The organism is Vibrio ulleungensis (genome assembly GCF_016900875.1).
GTDB classification, from domain to species: domain Bacteria; phylum Pseudomonadota; class Gammaproteobacteria; order Enterobacterales; family Vibrionaceae; genus Vibrio; species Vibrio ulleungensis.
Map to the genome: position 1 here is coordinate 729923 of NZ_JAFEUM010000002.1, position 18507 is coordinate 748429.

Here is an 18507-nt window from a genome sequence, read left to right on the forward strand (position 1 = left end):
TGAGTACCAATTTTCAACTTAGACTACAAAATTTGTGCGGAAGTGGCGGAATTGGTAGACGCACCAGATTTAGGTTCTGGCGCCGCAAGGTGTGAGAGTTCAAGTCTCTCCTTCCGCACCATTATTAAGGCAGCGATGCCGAGTGTGGCTACGTAGCTCAGCTGGTTAGAGCACATCACTCATAATGATGGGGTCACAGGTTCGAATCCCGTCGTAGCCACCATTCTTTCTTTTTATTAAAGAGAGATAAAGAAAACAACGTCTCGTTGAGTACCAATTGTCAGCGAAGACTACAGATTTGTGCGGAAGTGGCGGAATTGGTAGACGCACCAGATTTAGGTTCTGGCGCCGCAAGGTGTGAGAGTTCAAGTCTCTCCTTCCGCACCATCCTTTAAGGGCTCGCTTTTTAGCGAGCCCTTTTTATTTGTGCATAATTTAGCTGGTCAATAACAATCAAAGCCAACTACTGCGCAGAATATTGCAGTAGTAAAGTCACTGCGAACAAGGTAAAGATTGCCGTAGATAGTTGTTCTACCTACAAAATCTTTAACGCCGCTATTAGCGATTTTAACAAGCAAGAATGACCAGTTAATTGCTTTGGTTGGTATAATTAGTGTTCAATCATGTATTCAGCCAATAGCACTTGCACCAGCTACTCAATTTGAGATGATTCAGCCCATAATCTCAGGCCAGCAGGACGCACTATGCAACACTCAATGTGGATTGGCAGTTACTCAGACAATGATTCAAGCCAGCCTTCTTACAATCCAGGACTCACACAAGTCGCTCTCGACAGTAACAGTGGTAAGTTGTCCTTTGCCAAAAAGACACATGATCGCTCAGCCATCTCTTGCGTACAGCCCTCCTATTTGTGTAATGCAAACGCTCACCTAGCCGTGGTCACAGAGCACTGCACGCCCCAGATACCGTATCTGAATATTGTTGACCCTAAGTCAAAAGAAGTGTTGTCTACAACCGAGATCACAGGCGATGCTCCTTGTCATATCGATTACAGCGAAATACATCAATGCATTGCCGTGGCGCACTATATGGGTGGCAATATTACCCTCCTTGATAGTGAGGATCTTTCACAGTCTCGTACTATCACCCGCTCAGGAACTGGCCCAATTCTGCACCGCCAAGAAAGTGCTCATTTACACCAAGTTCAGTTTCTAAACCATTCTAAGCAACTGCTTGCGGTCGATTTAGGGTGCGATGAAGTGCTGCTGTTCGACTTAACGCCGCAGCCTGGGAATATGAGTGAGGCAACGCTATCGAGCGTTATTAGGTTACCAGCAGGTCGCGGTCCTCGGCATGTTGTCCTTAACGAAGCAGAAGATCAGCTCTATGTCCTGTGTGAGCTATCGGAATCAGTGTGCCACTATAGAAAGAATGACCAACAAGAGTGGGGGCTGCATAATGAGCTTGCGCTTATAGAGAACGAACCAACCCAAGAAGCAGCAGCGGCAATAAAGCTCTCAGCTGATGGCAGTACACTCTATACCAGTGCGCGTGCTCAAAATAAGATCGTGAGTTTTAGAGTCTCTGATAGTGGAGAGCTATCTCCCCTGCAAATCATTGATTGTGGAGGAGAATTCCCAAGAGACTTTTCGATATCACCATGTGGCCAGTGGATGGTTATCGGCAACCAACATAGCCACACTCTGTCTGTTTTAAATATTGACCAAAACAGTGGATTACTCAGCAATACCCCTCACACATTACGCTTAGGCTCACCGGTGTGTGTGCTGTTTTAATCGCGCCCAAAAACTAGAGCCCTAAAGCGTATTTTAGGGCTTTCTCTTTCAACACACCGCTACGATCCGCCAGCTTTAACGCCGCATTACGCGCAAACTTTAGACCTGCCAAATCATTGCTAAATCCTTTATAGAAAAGATCCATTGAGGTTTGCATCAATAAGTTATCGGGATATCTGATTCGATGATAACGCTTAAAGGCATCGGTGTTGTTCCCTTCCTTTGCCACACTCTCCACCAATCCCATGACATCTTTAAAGCCCAAGTTGACCCCTTGGCCTGCCAACGGGTTGATGGTATGAGCGGCATCACCGACAAGCACCGTATGACCAACAAAGTAATGATTGGCATGACGCCGAGTTAGGGGGAAACTGCCTTGGTTGAGGACTTTAACTTGTCCTAATTTGGCCGGAAACGCTCGATGAATTTCCTCTTCAAGCTGGCGATTACTCATCTTACTCAAAGCACGGATCGTCGCGGGCGCGTCGTACCATACCAGCGATGCTTGTTGACCATTAAGTGGTAGCAGGGAGCGTGGCCCAGTTGGTGTAAACCATTGCCACGTAATGTCTTGTTGCGGCAGCTGCGTTTCAACATGAATAAGCATACAGTGCTGGCGATAATCCCATGCGGTAATGCCTATGTTGGACAACTGCCGCACCTTCGAATTAGCGCCATCTGCGCCAATGATAGTTTTAGTACTCAGCGTGGTTCCATTAGACAGCGCAACCAGGGTTGCTGCGGCGTCACCCTCAGTGTTTTGCGGGGTAAGACGGTCTAAATACTCACCGGAAAATAGCTCGATCTCTGGGTAATGCTCGAACTGCTCGAGTAGAGCCAATTGTACGACTCGATTCTCAACCATGTAGCCTAGCGACTCTAACGCTAACTGCTCGGCACTAAACTCGATTTGGCAGCCATCACTTTCCCATGTCGCAAGGCGCTTATAGGGGCAACAGCGCCTTGCCAAAATACCTTCCCAAGCTCCCAGTTCATTAAGCAATTTGACCGAGCCCGCCGAAATAGCAGAGACCCGCAAGTCGACAGATTGCTCTGGGTTAAATGGTTGAGGTAGCTGAGCCTCGACTACCGCGACCTTCCATCCCTGTTTCGCTAATCCAATGGCAGTTGCACTGCCCACCATTCCGCCGCCAATAATCGTAAAATCAAATTGCTTCATGCTGTCCATAACGCTGAGAACTGTACTCAAATGATTGTACTTAAAAGTGAAATTGATTGCTGCTAAAACTTAGAAATTCACCCTGCGCTTTAGCTCTGGTCACAGTGCGTGGAAACCAGTACAATACGCGCCCTGCCGTGTGTGGTGAGATTTCCTACAACGGCAACCAAATAACAATGGGCTTTGCTCCCTTATTTAAACTAACGATCGAGCGAACAGACATGAGTAAGAAACTTCTGATTAAAACCTGGGGCTGCCAGATGAACGAATACGATTCATCTAAGATGGCCGATTTATTAAATGCTGCTAACGGTTACGAGTTAACCGAAGTCCCAGAAGAGGCTGATGTTCTGCTGCTCAATACTTGCTCCATCCGCGAAAAAGCGCAGGAGAAAGTATTCCACCAATTGGGTCGTTGGAAAACGCTCAAAGACAAGAAGCCAGGTCTCGTGATCGGAGTCGGTGGCTGTGTTGCGACTCAAGAGGGCGATCACATTCGTCAACGAGCGCCTTACGTCGATGTTATTTTTGGTCCACAAACGCTGCACCGCTTACCAGAGATGATCAAGCGTTCACAAAATGATGACGCGCCTGTCATGGACATCTCTTTCCCCGAAATCGAAAAATTCGATAGCTTGCCCGAGCCACGCGCTGAAGGCGCAACGGCGTTCGTTTCGATTATGGAAGGCTGTTCAAAGTACTGTACTTACTGCGTGGTTCCCTACACCCGTGGTGAAGAAGTTAGCCGTCCAATGGACGATGTATTGTTTGAAGTGGCACAACTTGCGGAGCAAGGGGTACGTGAAGTTAACCTACTTGGCCAAAACGTAAATGCATACCGTGGTCCTACTCATGACGGTGATATCTGCAGCTTTGCGGAGCTATTGCGCTTAGTGGCGTCTATCGACGGTATTGACCGTTTACGCTTTACCACCAGCCACCCACTTGAATTCACAGATGACATCGTTGCCGTCTACGAAGACACCCCAGAGCTTGTGAGTTTCCTGCACTTGCCAGTACAAAGTGGTTCAGATCGCATTCTTACCATGATGAAAAGGCCGCACACTGCCATCGAATACAAATCTATTATTCGAAAGCTGCGTAAAGCGCGCCCAGACATTCAGATCAGCTCTGATTTCATCGTTGGCTTTCCAGGTGAAACCGACAAAGATTTCCAAGACACCATGAAGCTTATCCGTGATGTCGACTTTGATATGAGCTTTAGCTTCATTTTCTCACCTCGCCCTGGCACGCCAGCGGCAGATTACCCGTGTGATTTGAGTGAGCAAGAGAAGAAAGAGCGCTTGTACGAGCTTCAGCAGCAGGTCAACAGCCAAGCTATGCGCTACTCGCGTTTAATGCTCGATACTGAGCAGCGCATATTAGTAGAAGGCCCATCTAAGAAGAATTTGATGGAACTACGCGGTCGTACTGAAAACAACCGTGTAGTGAACTTTGAAGGCTCCGCTGACTTAATTGGGCAATATGTCGATGTTAAAATTACCGACGTGTTCGCAAACTCTCTACGTGCAGAACTGCTGCGCACCGAAGCAGAGCTTGGGTTACGCTCTATCACCTCGCCAAAACAGATGATGGAAAAAACCCGTCGCGAAGATGAATTGGGTGTGGCCACGTTTACGCCATAGATCTTCCGCTAGATCTTCAGTTTGAACAGATCTAAACTGGAAGTAGATCGAAACGGCAATGCCGCAACAAAAAGACAAACACGAGCCCGGTCACAATCGGGCTCTTTAAGTTTAAGGGATGTGAATTGAGCAATAAAATTGTCACTCTAGAAATTAATCTAGAACCTGCAGACAACCAACGTCTGTCCAGCCTTTGTGGCCCTTTTGATGACAACATCAAACATCTAGAGCGCCGTCTAGGCGTTGAAATCAACTACCGCGGAAATTTCTTCACCATAGTAGGTAAACCTCATACTGCTGCTGCGGGTCTGGATATCATTAAGCACCTCTACATCGAAACCGCTCCGGTAAAAGGCAAGCAAATCGATATTGAGCCTGAGCAAATTCACTTAGCGGTGAAAGAGTCAGGCGTGCTCGAGCAAACCGAAGAAGCTGAGTTTACGGTCGGCAAAGAAGTCTTTATTAAGACCAAAAAAGGCATCATCAAGCCTCGCACCCCTAATCAAGGTCAGTACTTGATGAACATGGTCACCCATGACATCAGTTTCGGTATCGGTCCTGCGGGTACAGGTAAGACGTATTTAGCGGTTGCTGCGGCTGTAGATGCCTTAGAGCGCCAAGAGATTCGCCGTATTCTGCTGACCCGACCTGCTGTTGAAGCGGGTGAGAAGCTGGGTTTTCTACCAGGCGATTTAAGCCAAAAAGTCGATCCTTACTTGCGCCCTTTGTACGATGCATTGTTTGAAATGCTCGGCTTTGAAAAAGTAGAAAAACTCATCGAGCGTAACGTCATTGAAGTCGCACCACTAGCTTACATGCGTGGGCGTACCCTTAATGATGCGTTCATCATTTTGGACGAAAGCCAAAACACCACTGTAGAGCAGATGAAAATGTTCCTAACGCGTATTGGCTTCAATTCACGCGCAGTGATCACAGGTGACGTTACCCAAATTGACTTACCTCGTGGAGCACGCTCAGGATTGCGTCATGCCATTGAGGTGCTTTCTGACGTCGAAGACATCAGCTTTAACTTCTTCCAGTCAGACGATGTAGTGAGACACCCTGTGGTTGCTCGTATCGTCAATGCGTACGAAAACTGGGAAGCCAAAGACGCTCTCGAGAAAAAAGCGATGGATAAAAAACGTCGTGAAGAGCGCGAGGCCAGAGAAGCTAAGTTAGTCGCTGACGCTGCACTTTCACAAGCGCAAGCTATCTCAAATAAATAATCTTTAATAGGCTGGTGAACACCTAATGAGCATTAATCTAGACTTTCAAATCGCGTGCGAAGAGTCGCAAAACCTTCCTAGCGAAGAGCAAGTGTCGCTATGGCTAAATACCGCAACAGAAAAACTCGATGAAGAGTTTGACCTCACGGTACGCCTAGTCGATGAGCAAGAGAGTCACCAGCTTAATTTCGATTATCGTGGCAAAGACAAACCCACCAATGTGCTCTCTTTTCCTTTTGAGGCGCCACCAGGTGTAGAGATCAATTTGTTGGGCGATTTAATCATTTGCAAACAGGTTGTCGAGCAAGAAGCGAAAGACCAAGATAAGACCTTAGCAGCACATTGGGCACATATGGTTGTGCATGGTGCCCTACATCTGCTAGGTTATGATCATATTGACGATGAAGAAGCGACCGAAATGGAATCGCTTGAGACTCAAATATTGCAAAGAATGGGGTTTGAAGACCCCTATCTAAGCGAAAAATCGTAATCGCTCACGCGTCTGCGATTACAGTGAGCTATCCCACTTCGGTAGCGCTAACTTAAGAGAAACAATGAACGACGACAATTCGACGTCTCCGGAAGGAACGAAGGAAAAATCAGAAGGTCCCAGTCGGAAGTCCTTCTTTGAACGCTTAGCACAGCTGTTTAACGGCGACCCTAAGGATAAACAAGAACTGGTTGATGTGATCCGAGATTCGGAGGTCAATGACCTTATCGACCACGACACCCGCGACATGCTCGAAGGGGTGATGGAAATCGCTGACCAACGCGTGAGAGACATTATGTTGCCTCGCTCGCAAATGGTCACGGTGGAACGCACTCATAACTTAGACGAGCTGATCGACATCATCACTGATGCACAACACTCCCGTTACCCAGTCATTAATGAAGACAAAGACCATGTTGAAGGTCTACTGCTGGCTAAGGACCTACTTGGGTACTTAGGCTCAGACAGTGCACCGTTCGATATTGAGCAAGTGCTTCGTCAAGCGGTTGTGGTGCCAGAGAGTAAGCGTGTCGACAAACTTCTAAAAGAGTTCAGAGAAGAGCGCTATCACATGGCGATCGTTGTCGATGAATTTGGGGGTGTATCGGGTCTTGTGACCATCGAAGACATTCTTGAAGAAATTGTTGGCGAAATCGAAGATGAGTTTGATGACGAAGAAGAGCAAGATATTCGCAAACTCAGTAAGCATACCTTCGCGGTAAAAGCGCTTACACCGATTGATGACTTTAACGACATGTTTGGCACAGCCTTAAGTGATGAAGAAGTCGATACTGTTGGTGGTTTAGTCATGACTCGATTTGGTCACCTACCAAGCCGTGGCGAAGTGGTTGATATCGATGAGCTATCATTCAAAGTGACGTCTGCGGACAATCGCCGAATCATTCAATTACAAGTTACGGTTCCCGATCAAGTGGTCGAAGCGAAACAACCTGAGTAATCTATCCACCATGATGAATTCTTCAATTATTCATCGCCTAAAAAGGCCGCTTGCGGCCTTTTTTGTGGGCGCTGTTACCCCTCTAGCCTTTGCTCCCTACTCATATTGGCCCATCGCGTTTGCATCAGTGCTTGTTTTGTTGCTAATACAGCACAAACAGACCGCTAAACAAGGTCTGGCGAGTGGTTTTAGCTATGGTCTCGGGTTATTTGGCTTTGGTATTAGTTGGGTGCATGTATCCATAGATACCTTTGGCGGGATGCCAAAGCTTGCTAGCCTATTTTTAATGCTCTTGCTGGTCAGCTATCTATCATTGTTTCCAGCCTTATTCGGCTACGTTAATCGACGCTATTCACCGAAACTGAACAACGCGCATAGCTTTGCGTTCCTTATCGCTGCATGGCTTAGTATTGATTGGCTTAGAGGCTGGATGTTAACTGGCTTTCCGTGGCTCTTATTAGGCTATAGCCAGATTGACTCACCTTACGCAAATTTTGCCCCAATAGGTGGTGTCGACTTAGTGACGCTTTCTGTTGTTGCCAGCTCGCTAGGTCTCTACTTTGCGGTAACGAATAAACGATGGCAGTGGGCAATTCCCACTGTTGCGATTGGCTTATTGTCTGTCACAGCGGGTAAAACAGATTGGGTGACGCCTGATCACGACCAAGTGACTTCGGTGGCACTGGTACAAGGTAATATTGCACAAGAGAAAAAATGGCTGCCCGCGGAGCGCTGGCCTACCCTGCTCAAATTTATGGACTTAACCCGTGAAAATTGGGACGCAGACATTATTGTCTGGCCAGAAGCCGCCATCCCTGCGTTTGAGCGCGAAGTTCGATCTTTTCTCACCTCTCTCGATGAAGCAGCAAAACTCAATAACAGCGCCGTCATCACTGGAGTCGTCACCGCTGAACAAGGGGACTACTACAACAGTGTGATCACGTTAGGCAAAACCAATCACGACGCTTACGACTACGCAACGCAGCAGCGCTATCACAAATATCATCTGTTGCCATTTGGTGAGTTCGTCCCCCTAGAGTCTTTGCTTCGTCCTCTAGCGCCGTTTTTTAATTTGCCAATGTCGTCGTTTGCGCGTGGCGAACGAATTCAACCTAACTTAGTCGCAGGCGATCATCATTTAGTCACCGCGCTCTGCTACGAGATCATTTTTAACCAATTGGTTCGCGACAATATTACGCAAGACAGTGACTATATCCTCACACTATCAAACGATGCTTGGTTTGGCACCTCTGCTGGCCCTTGGCAGCACATGGAAATTGCTCGAATGAGAGCACTAGAATTGGGTAAGCCAGTAATCCGTGCCACCAACAATGGTGTCACCATGGTCACTGACCATAAAGGGGACATTGTTGCAGAGATTCCGCAATTTACCACCGCGGTGCTACGAGCGGAAATAACACCCACCCAAGGAGTGACTCCTTTCTTAAATTTTGGTGTCCTGCCGCTAAAGCTGCTGGTTTTACTTCTGTTTATGATCAGCGTTCTGAGCCTAAGACAATCCAAAGGCTAGACACATTTTTTTATCTATAAATTTGGCTCACTTATGATTTAAGTGAGCCAAGGTGTCCATTAGAAGACAAAACGTGTGCTTTCCACCCTTGATAACTAAGTTATAAATGAGTGCGAAAGGCAATAGTTAAGGCTTAAGTGACTGCCGAGTAAACGAGCGGTGGTCACATTGCAAACACGGTGTAATTTCGGTGGCATGATTATATTCGGTACGATGACCGCATTTTTCACACACCAAAACGCCAAGACCGATGATCTCCCCCGCTTGATACACACCTTGATGCTCCAAATCTTGGAACAGCTCCACCCACTCTACTTTTGTCCTATCGGTGATTTCGAGTAAGCCTTGCCAGATGGAATTAGTGATAGTTAGATAAAAAGGGCCACTTTTGCTCGACTCATAATCGTTGGCAAAGGCTTTTAGATCCGATTTTACATAGGCAGAAATCAACGCCATCTCATCTTTTGTCATCTCGTTGGCGGCTTGAACCACTTCGGCTGACTTATCGAGTGCATTGGACAGTTCTTCTGGGCTGTGTTTGAGCGAATCGACCACTCCAGTGAGCATTTCTTCATAACCAGTTTTACGTTTTGGCATACAAACCTCCCAATCGTCACTTTGACTATTGTTGCCAGTGGTTCCTTTAGGTATTCTATGCTGATCAATAATGATCTGGTTTTACCGATCTCACAGATTCCAAAAAACGGACAGCATTAATGCAAGAGCAATACAACCCGCAACAGATTGAACAAAAAGTTCAAGAGCTTTGGGACAACAATAAGACCTTTGTTGTAAGTGAAGACCCAAATAAAGAAAAATTCTACTGCCTGTCGATGTTCCCTTACCCAAGTGGTCGACTGCATATGGGTCACGTACGTAATTACACCATAGGTGACGTTGTGTCTCGTTTCCAGCGTTTGCAAGGCAAAAACGTCATGCAACCTATTGGATGGGATGCATTCGGACTTCCAGCAGAAAACGCGGCTGTAAAAAACAAAACCGCTCCTGCACCTTGGACGTACGAAAACATCGAGTACATGAAGAACCAGCTAAAATTGCTGGGCTTTGGTTACGACTGGGATCGTGAATTTGCCACTTGTACGCCAGAATACTACCGCTGGGAACAAGAGTTTTTCACTAAGCTTTACGACAAAGGCTTGGTCTATAAGAAAACGGCTTCGGTTAACTGGTGTCCTAATGATCAAACGGTACTGGCGAACGAGCAAGTTGAAGATGGCTGCTGCTGGCGCTGTGACACCCCTGTTGAACAAAAAGAAATTCCTCAGTGGTTTATTAAGATCACCGAATACGCGCAAGAGCTACTTGATGACCTCGACAATCTAGATGGTTGGCCAGAAATGGTTAAAACCATGCAGCGCAACTGGATTGGCCGCTCAGAAGGTGTTGAGCTTAAGTTTGAAGTTAAAGGCCACAACGATCTTGAGGTATATACCACTCGTCCAGACACGCTCATGGGCGTGACTTACGTTGGTATTGCAGCAGGTCACCCTCTGGCAGCTGCTGCCGCTCAAAGTAATGCCGAGCTTGCAGACTTTATCGAAGAATGTAAGAACAACAAAGTTGCAGAAGCTGACATGGCAACAATGGAGAAGAAAGGTATGGCGACTGGCCTTACCGCGATTCACCCATTGAACGGCCGTGAAGTGCCAGTATTTGTCGCAAACTTCGTGTTGATGGACTACGGTACAGGCGCAGTAATGGCGGTACCCGCACACGATCAGCGAGATTACGAATTTGCGACCAAATACAGCCTAGACATTGTACCGGTAATCAAACCTATCGATGGCTCAGAGCTGGACGTTTCGACTGAGGCGTACACAGAAAAAGGTATCCTGTTTGATTCAGGCGAATTTGATGGTTTAGAGTTCCAAGCGGCCTTTAATGCCATCGCGGCAAAACTTGAAGCTGAAGAAAAAGGTGTGAAGACCGTAAACTTCCGTCTTCGCGACTGGGGTGTTTCACGTCAGCGCTACTGGGGTTCTCCAATCCCGATGGTTACGACTGAAGATGGTGAAGTCCATCCAGTTCCAGCCGATCAACTTCCTGTCATTTTGCCAGAAGACGTGGTCATGGATGGTGTAACAAGCCCAATTAAGGCCGATAAAGAGTGGGCGAAGACCACGTTCAACGGTGAACCAGCACTGCGTGAAACCGACACCTTCGATACCTTTATGGAATCGTCTTGGTACTACGCACGCTACTGTAGCCCACAAGCTGACGCAATTGTTGATTCAGAAAAAGCCAACTACTGGCTACCTGTGGATCAATACGTTGGCGGCATTGAGCACGCAGTAATGCACCTATTGTACTCACGTTTCTTCCACAAATTGCTGCGTGATGCAGGCTACGTCACTTCTGATGAGCCGTTTAAGAAATTACTGTGTCAAGGTATGGTACTGGCAGACGCGTTCTACCACACCAACGACAAAGGCACTAAAGAGTGGATTGCCCCAACCGACGTCAACGTCGATCGCGATGGCAAAGGTCGCATTACCAGCGCCATTGATACCCAAGGTCGCAGTGTCGAACATTCAGGCATGATCAAAATGTCTAAGTCTAAAAACAACGGCATTGACCCTCAAGAAATGGTCGACAAATACGGCGCCGATACTGTGCGTCTATTTATGATGTTTGCGTCACCAGCAGACATGACCCTTGAGTGGCAAGAATCTGGTGTTGAAGGTGCTAACCGTTTCTTGAAACGTGTTTGGAAACTGGTTAAGGACCACACTGAAAAAGGGGCCGCTCCAGCTCTTGATGCAGCCGCTCTTACCTCTGACCAAAAAGCACTACGCCGTGATGTGCACAAGACCATTGCTAAAGTGACTGATGACATCGACCGTCGTCAAACCTTTAACACCGCAATTGCTGCGATCATGGAATTGATGAACAAACTGGGCAAAGCACCACAAGAGACAGCGCAAGACCGTGCTATCCTTGATGAAGCGCTTAAAGCCATCATTGTGATGCTCTACCCAATCACTCCACACATCAGTTTTGAAATGTGGACAGCTTTGGGTGAAACAGACATCGATAACACCGCATGGCCAAAACACGACGAGAAAGCACTGGTTGAAGACGAGAAGCTGATTGTTGTTCAAGTAAATGGCAAATTGCGTGCAAAACTTACGGTTGCTGCAGATGCATCAAAAGACGACGTTGAAGCACTTGGTCTTAACGACGAAAATGTGGTGAAATTCACCGAAGGGAAAACGGTTCGTAAAGTGATTTACGTACCTGGTAAGCTACTGAACATCGTTGCTAACTAATTCCTACTTATAGACATTGCCGTAATGCGGCAATGTCTAGATTTCGCTCTTACGAGAGCGTCTATGTTTGCTGCTTTACAAAGTAGTATTGGCAGTAAACATAGGCTTAACCAATACGCTGTGGTATCCATGTACAAATCATTGAGTGTTAAACTCATCTCGGCTCTATTTATCTCTAGCATTTTAGCGGGATGTGGTTTCCACTTCCGCGGTGACTATTTCGTTCCTGAAAACATCGGCACACTTTCAGTGACCAGTTTCGACCAGTACTCACCTTTAGTACGACGCATTAATTCCGAGCTTCGTATGAATGGAATCGAAGTTGTTACTCCGGCTGCAAACACCCCCAACCTGCATTTGGCGAGTGAGTCTGTAAGTGAGCGAACACTGTCTCTTTACCAAAACAGTCGCGCCGCAGAAAAAGAACTCACCTACGTGGCCAATTATCGAGTTACCATTCCGAATGAAGGGGCAACATCATTTAGCGCTAAAGTGACCCGCAGCTTTTTAGATAACCCTTTAACCGTTTTGGCTAAGTCGGTCGAGCGTGATCAAATTGAAGATGAAATGCGTGGCCAGGCTGCGCAGCAGATAATCCGCCAACTTGCCCGTCTCAAAGAGAGCGAAGAATTCACTAGCCCTTACAAAGAAGTCGAGGTCGATTTTGACGATGATGATAGCGAACCCTCACTTGCAACGCCTTAGAGTCCATAAGACTGTATTGTGAAGATTTTTGCAGACAAACTTGTCACTCACCTTCAGCGTCAAACTCACCCCATATACTTTGTCGCTGGAAACGAGCCGCTGTTGGTCAACGAGTCACGTGAAACGCTGCGAGACATGGCGGTATCGCACGGTTTCGAAGCCGCTGCGCCATTTGTACTCGATAATCAAGCCGATTGGAATGCCATCAACAACGCGTGTACGGCGATGAGTCTTTTCGCGTCAAAAAACTTAGTTGAGTTGACCATTCCAGATTCTGGTCCAGGGGCTGCGAACGCCAAGCAGTTAGTGTCGTTAGTGGAACAATTGACGCCTGATACACTGCTGTTGTTAACCGCATCAAAGCTCAACAAACAAGTAGAAAGCAGCAAGTGGTATAAAGCCTTAACCAAACAAGGCTGCTGCATCAGTTGCATGACACCGGATAGCAGCCGCTTACCGCAATTTGTGCGTCAGCGTTGCCATGCATTAGGATTGCAAGCTGATGCTGAGGCGGTACAACTTCTAGCGCACTGGCATGAAGGCAATTTATTAGCACTGAGTCAGAGCTTACAAAAGCTGCTGCTGATCTACCCAGATAAACAGCTGACGTTAAACCGTGTCAAAGAGTCTCTCAGCCGGCACAATCACTTTACCGTGTTCCACTGGACAGATGCGATGCTAGCAGGAAAATCAAATCGTGCATTGCGAGTACTGTCTGAGCTAAAAGCCGAAGGTGTCGAACCAGTGATTATGCTGCGTACTGTGCAGAAAGAGTTGCTATTATTGGCCTCATTGTCTCAGCAAATGCTAACGACTCCAGTAAACACTCTTTTTGACCAACATAGAATTTGGTCCAGCAAGCGGCCCCAATACCAAGCCGCGCTGACAAGATTGTCTCAGACACACTTAACAAAGCTTATCCAGTTACTTGCGCAACTGGAGCGATCGGTCAAGACTGATTACGAGGCTAATCACTGGTTAGCTATGCAACATTTTACATTGGCAACTTGTGTACCGAGCGCACTCGGTATAACGCCACAACGACAACACTAGGACAACACCTTGCTACAACAACAACTTTGTGACTTTTTGGCTGACAAAGCCGACGATATGAAAGCCGAAAACATCATCACACTCGACGTTACCGGAAAATCCAGCATTACCGATACGATGATCATTTGTACCGGCACCTCAAAACGCCATGTTTCGTCGATTGCCGAACACATTGCTCAAGAAGCGAAATCGAAGGGCCTAGAGCCACTTGGTATGGACGGAGAAATTGAAGGTGAGTGGGTCGTGCTCGATATGGGCGATGCGATGGTTCACATTCTACAACAAGAACATCGAGAGCTTTATCAACTTGAAAAACTGTGGAGCTAAACCGTGAAGCTTCAACTGGTTGCCGTGGGCACTAAAATGCCCAAATGGGTCGAAGAAGGTTTTCAGGAGTACAAGCGCCGATTTCCTCACGACATGCCGTTAGAGCTCGTCGAAATATCGGCAGGCAAACGGGGCAAAAATGCCGATATCGCACGGATCCTGCAAAAAGAAGGGGAAGCCATGCTTGCGGCTGTGCCAAAGGGCAACCGGATTGTCACTCTCGATATCCCTGGTAAAAAATGGGATACCCCACAACTTGCTCAGCAATTAGAGCATTGGAAACTGGATGGCAGAGACGTCTCTATTTTGATAGGTGGGCCAGAAGGCTTGGCACCGGCTTGTAAAGCTGCAGCCGATCAAAGTTGGTCGCTTTCTGCATTGACACTGCCTCACCCTCTAGTAAGAATCGTGATGGCCGAAAGCCTATATCGCGCTTGGAGCGTGACAGCTAACCACCCGTACCACAGAGAATAGAGTGAAATGAAGAAGCAGCGCACCCACTTAAGAGACCACAAACAAGAGTCTCAGCTGTTTGCTCGTCGAGCCATTGTTGCCTTTTTGGGGATAGTGGTGATGATGGGTGCGCTTGTGGCTAACCTCTATACAATCCAAGTCAGCGAGTTTCAAGATTATAAAACTCGCTCTAACGATAATAGAATCAAAGTCGTCCCAATTGCACCCAATCGCGGATTAATCTACGACAGAAATGGTAAAATACTCGCAGAAAACAAACCGGTATTTAGCCTCGAGCTGATCCCTGAAAAAATCAGCGACATTGACCAGACCATCGCCGATCTGCGTACACTGATAACCATTACTGACGAACAAGTCGAGCGATTCCACCGCGACAGAAAACGCTCTCGCCGCTTTAAAGCAATCCCAATCGTCAGTCAGTTGGATGAAGAAACCCGTTCAATCTTTGCGGTCAATCAGCACAAATTTCCTGGCGTTGAGATTAACGCTGCCCTTAAGCGTTACTACCCTCACGGAAAAATGCTGACCCATGTACTGGGTTATGTATCGCGAATAAACGATCGCGACGTGCAACGGCTTGTCCGAGAAGAACAGTACACTAATTACCAAGCGACTCGAGACATTGGTAAACTTGGTATAGAACGCTACTACGAAACCATCTTACACGGCACAGCAGGCTACCAAGAGGTAGAGGTGAACAGTCGCGGTCGAGTGATCCGCACGTTAAAATATGTCCCGCCTATACCAGGTAAAGACTTAGTCCTCAATCTAGACTTAGACTTGCAGACGTATGTGTATGGACTGCTAGATAAACGCCGAGGTTCTGCGGTTGTGCTAGATCCAAGCACAAATGGCGTGTTGGCGATGGTATCGAGCCCAAGCTACGATCCAAACTCCTTTGTGCATGGGATCTCTAGTAAAGACTATAACGCGTTACTTAACGACAAAAACCGCCCACTGGTCAATCGTTCTACGTTAGGGATTTACCCGCCTGCGTCTACCGTCAAACCCTTTATCGCAGTCGCGGCGCTAGAAGAAGGTGTCATCACCACCAATACAACACGTAACGACCCAGGCTATTGGAAAATTCCCAACTCTAAAACTAAGCCGTTCCGTGATTGGCTACGCTGGGGGCACGGTAAAGTCGATATTGTTAAGGCGATAGAAGAGTCTGTCGATACCTTCTTCTATCAGATTGCGTATGATCTTGGTATTGATCGACTTTCTCAATGGATGATGATGTTCGGCTTTGGTGACTACACAGGCATTGATATTCATGAGGAAAGCAAAGCCAATATGCCCACACGCGAGTGGAAAATGGCGCGCCATCGTACGCCTTGGTATCAGGGTGACACCATTCCTGTAGGCATTGGACAAGGTTATTGGACCGCAACACCTATGCAGCTGGCGAAGGCAACCTCTGTGCTGGTCAATCGAGGAGAAGTCATTGCGCCCCACCTCCTTATGGCCACCATGGATAATGTCAGCAATCAGCATTTGAAAGATTATAGTGTTCCTGAATCTTACCCACCGGTCAGCGAAGTGGATGAACGCTATTGGAATGTTGCATTTGAAGGTATGAAGCTGGTGAACTACGGCAAAAAAGGCACCGCTCGGCGCGCCTTTGCAGACACGCCTTATCTTAGTGCAGGTAAATCGGGTACCGCTCAAGTCTTTGGCTTAGCCGAAGACCAAGAGTATAACGCTGACGAGTTAGCGGAACACTTGCGGGATCATGCCTTGTTTACAGGTTTTGCACCTTTAGACGATCCTCAGGTCGTGGTAACCATCGTACTAGAGAATGCCGGTGGCGGCTCCACGAATGGGGCACCCGTAGTTCGCCGTATCTTTGACCACATTCTAATCGATAAAACGACGTTAACCGACGAGAACCCTTCATGAAGCTAGATCCTACTACAGGTAAAAGCCGTTCACTGTTCGAACGAATTCACCTAGACCTGCCTTTGGTTCTTGGATTAATCCTACTCATGGCGGTTTCGATGTTAGTCATGTACAGCGCGAGCGGTCAGAATGTAGCGATGATGGAGCGTCAATTTATGCGCATGGTCCTCTCACTCGGTGTAATGGTGGTGCTCGCTCAAATCACGCCCCGCACCTACGAAGCCAGCGCACCGTTTTTATTTGCGGCTGGCATCATTTTGCTACTAGGTGTACTTTTTTTTGGTGAGGCCTCTAAAGGCGCACAGCGCTGGCTTAATTTAGGCTTTATTCGATTCCAACCCTCAGAACTAATGAAGCTTGCTGTGCCTTTGATGGTGGCGCGATATGTTGGTCGTCAGTCATTGCCGCCATCGTTTAAAACGCTAGCCATCTCTCTAATGATGGTGCTTTTCCCGACACTGCTCATTGCGAAACAGCCCGACCTTGGTACGTCTATTTTGATTGCTGCATCCGGAATATTTGTTATCTTTTTGGCTGGTATTAGCTGGAGAATCATATTTTCTGCCGGTCTATTTGTCGGGATTTTAGCCCCAGCTCTTTGGTTTTTAGGATTTATACGTGAGTACCAAAAGGTACGAGTGCGCACCTTATTTGATCCAGAATCGGATCCTCTCGGCGCGGGCTACCACATTATTCAAAGTAAGATCGCGATTGGTTCGGGTGGCGTATCAGGCAAAGGGTGGTTACAAGGCACTCAATCCCAACTCGAATTTTTACCGGAGCGGCACACTGACTTTATTTTTGCGGTTATCGCTGAAGAATGGGGGCTTATTGGCGTGCTCATGCTTTTGGTGCTGTATTTATTCATCATAGGCCGGGGGCTTTTGTTGGCATCGCAAGCTCAAACCGCGTTTGGTCGAATGATGGCGGGAAGTATTGTATTAAGCTTTTTTGTCTACATATTCGTAAACATTGGTATGGTGAGTGGAATCTTACCCGTTGTTGGTGTTCCCCTGCCCCTCATCAGTTATGGTGGAACCTCAATGATGACGCTTATGGCCGGATTTGGCATTTTGATGTCCATCCAAACGCACCGAAAAATGCTGTCCAAATCTACCTAACGATATTTATACCATGCATGGAGTTAAACCATTGAAACTGTTCAGACTGCTCACCATAAGTACACTCCTAGCAGTGTTAGTCGGATGCTCAACGAGCGGCGGACGGTACAGTTTAAAGGACGATAAAGCGCCTGAGCGACCTCTGGATGTCGCGCACATCGAAGACGCCACACCAAAGTACGAAAAATATAGCCTTGGCGGAAACAAGGACTACACATTGCGTGGACAACGCTATGCGATTATTCACGATCCAACCAATTTCACCCAACAAGGTGAAGCGTCATGGTATGGCAGCAAATTTCACGGACATCTCACATCCAACGGTGAAACTTATGACATGTACTCAATGAGTGCAGCGCATAAAACCCTACCAATACCAAGTTACGTAAAGGTCACCAACTTAGACAATAACAAAACCGCTATCGTCCGTGTTAACGATCGTGGGCCCTTTCATGAAGGGCGCATTATTGATTTAAGCTACGCAGCGGCAACTAAGTTAGATGTCATCAAGACTGGCACGGCCAATGTAAAGATTGAGCATATTACCACGACGCAAGCTCCTTCCCCCAAAGCGACGCAGCACTATGCAATACAAGTTGCTGCAAGTTCGAACCATCAACGCGCTCACGACGTACTTTCCAGATTGGTCGATCTGACCAAACAGGCAGGTTATCTAGAACGAAATGATGATCTTACAAAGATATTTATGGGACCTTTTAGTGACTATCAGACTGTACAAACCACACTAAAGACCGTTAAAAATGAAGGTTACTCTGATGCTTTCATCACAAAAAAACGCCTCGAAAAGTGAGGATTCGTTAACAAATTTACATTTCGTTGTTTCTAT

16 protein-coding genes and 3 tRNA genes are annotated in these 18507 nt (G+C 47.1%); 17 read left to right on the top strand and 2 right to left on the bottom strand.

The features are described from left to right. Positions 1–36 precede the first annotated feature (36 nt). The 4 genes from JQC93_RS08230 to JQC93_RS08245 all read left to right on the top strand — a co-directional run bounded on the left by JQC93_RS08230 (position 37) and on the right by JQC93_RS08245 (position 1757). Positions 37–121, top strand: a tRNA-Leu gene (locus JQC93_RS08230). Positions 122–146: 25 nt separating this feature from the next. After that, positions 147–223 (top strand) — tRNA-Met (locus tag JQC93_RS08235). A 79-nt stretch (positions 224–302) separates the two neighbouring features. Continuing rightward, a tRNA-Leu gene (locus tag JQC93_RS08240) sits at positions 303–387 on the top strand. Between the two features lie 317 nt (positions 388–704). Further along, positions 705–1757 carry a lactonase family protein gene (locus tag JQC93_RS08245; RefSeq protein ID WP_205157959.1) on the top strand — a complete coding sequence of 351 codons (1053 nt, stop codon included), beginning with the start codon at positions 705–707 and terminating at the stop codon, positions 1755–1757. Positions 1758–1770: 13 nt separating this feature from the next. Here JQC93_RS08245 and JQC93_RS08250 read toward each other — a convergent pair whose 3' ends face one another. Beyond that, complete coding sequence (locus JQC93_RS08250; RefSeq protein WP_205157960.1) at positions 1771–2937, bottom strand: FAD-dependent oxidoreductase; 1167 nt, start codon at positions 2935–2937, stop codon at positions 1771–1773. 221 nt (positions 2938–3158) lie between these two features. On the opposite strand from JQC93_RS08250, the gene miaB reads away from it, so the two are divergent. From miaB to lnt, 5 genes are all read left to right on the top strand, one after another. Beyond that, entirely contained in the window at positions 3159–4583 is a 1425-nt protein-coding gene (gene miaB / locus JQC93_RS08255; RefSeq protein WP_205157961.1) for a tRNA (N6-isopentenyl adenosine(37)-C2)-methylthiotransferase MiaB, read from the top strand. 125 nt (positions 4584–4708) lie between these two features. Further along, positions 4709–5809 (top strand): PhoH family protein, encoded by a 1101-nt coding sequence (locus JQC93_RS08260; RefSeq protein WP_205157962.1) that lies wholly within the window; start codon positions 4709–4711, stop codon positions 5807–5809. Between the two features lie 25 nt (positions 5810–5834). Further along, positions 5835–6299, top strand: a complete 465-nt coding sequence (gene ybeY / locus JQC93_RS08265) for an rRNA maturation RNase YbeY (RefSeq protein WP_205157963.1) — start codon at positions 5835–5837, stop codon at positions 6297–6299. 64 nt (positions 6300–6363) lie between these two features. After that, the gene (gene corC / locus JQC93_RS08270) at positions 6364–7257 is read left to right on the top strand and encodes a CNNM family magnesium/cobalt transport protein CorC (protein WP_205157964.1); all 894 of its coding nucleotides are present in this window, start codon (positions 6364–6366) and stop codon (positions 7255–7257) included. 13 nt (positions 7258–7270) lie between these two features. Continuing rightward, positions 7271–8788, top strand: a complete 1518-nt coding sequence (gene lnt / locus JQC93_RS08275; RefSeq protein WP_205158044.1) for an apolipoprotein N-acyltransferase — start codon at positions 7271–7273, stop codon at positions 8786–8788. Positions 8789–8914: 126 nt separating this feature from the next. On the opposite strand, the gene JQC93_RS08280 is transcribed toward lnt, so the two are convergent. Then, positions 8915–9385 (bottom strand): zinc ribbon-containing protein, encoded by a 471-nt coding sequence (locus tag JQC93_RS08280; RefSeq protein ID WP_205157965.1) that lies wholly within the window; start codon positions 9383–9385, stop codon positions 8915–8917. Between the two features lie 119 nt (positions 9386–9504). Here JQC93_RS08280 and leuS point away from each other — a divergent pair, with 119 nt between their 5' ends. The 8 genes from leuS to JQC93_RS08320 all read left to right on the top strand — a co-directional run bounded on the left by leuS (position 9505) and on the right by JQC93_RS08320 (position 18471). Then, on the top strand, positions 9505–12078 hold the full coding sequence (gene leuS / locus JQC93_RS08285; RefSeq protein WP_205157966.1) for a leucine--tRNA ligase: 2574 nt from the start codon (positions 9505–9507) through the stop codon (positions 12076–12078). Positions 12079–12207: 129 nt separating this feature from the next. Beyond that, the gene (locus JQC93_RS08290; RefSeq protein WP_205158045.1) at positions 12208–12783 is read left to right on the top strand and encodes an LPS-assembly lipoprotein LptE; all 576 of its coding nucleotides are present in this window, start codon (positions 12208–12210) and stop codon (positions 12781–12783) included. An 18-nt stretch (positions 12784–12801) separates the two neighbouring features. After that, positions 12802–13836 (top strand): DNA polymerase III subunit delta, encoded by a 1035-nt coding sequence (gene holA / locus JQC93_RS08295; protein WP_205157967.1) that lies wholly within the window; start codon positions 12802–12804, stop codon positions 13834–13836. Positions 13837–13845: 9 nt separating this feature from the next. Next, on the top strand, positions 13846–14163 hold the full coding sequence (gene rsfS / locus JQC93_RS08300) for a ribosome silencing factor (protein ID WP_084886971.1): 318 nt from the start codon (positions 13846–13848) through the stop codon (positions 14161–14163). 3 nt (positions 14164–14166) lie between these two features. Beyond that, on the top strand, positions 14167–14637 hold the full coding sequence (gene rlmH, locus JQC93_RS08305) for a 23S rRNA (pseudouridine(1915)-N(3))-methyltransferase RlmH (RefSeq protein ID WP_205157968.1): 471 nt from the start codon (positions 14167–14169) through the stop codon (positions 14635–14637). Positions 14638–14643: 6 nt separating this feature from the next. Continuing rightward, entirely contained in the window at positions 14644–16539 is a 1896-nt protein-coding gene (mrdA, locus tag JQC93_RS08310) for a penicillin-binding protein 2 (RefSeq protein ID WP_205157969.1), read from the top strand. Beyond that, on the top strand, positions 16536–17660 hold the full coding sequence (gene rodA, locus JQC93_RS08315) for a rod shape-determining protein RodA (RefSeq protein WP_205157970.1): 1125 nt from the start codon (positions 16536–16538) through the stop codon (positions 17658–17660). The genes mrdA and rodA overlap by 4 nt, the downstream gene beginning before the upstream one ends. A 13-nt stretch (positions 17661–17673) precedes the next feature. Further along, a complete protein-coding gene (locus JQC93_RS08320; protein WP_205157971.1) occupies positions 17674–18471 on the top strand; it encodes a septal ring lytic transglycosylase RlpA family protein in 798 nt (265 codons plus the stop codon). Positions 18472–18507 lie beyond the last annotated feature (36 nt).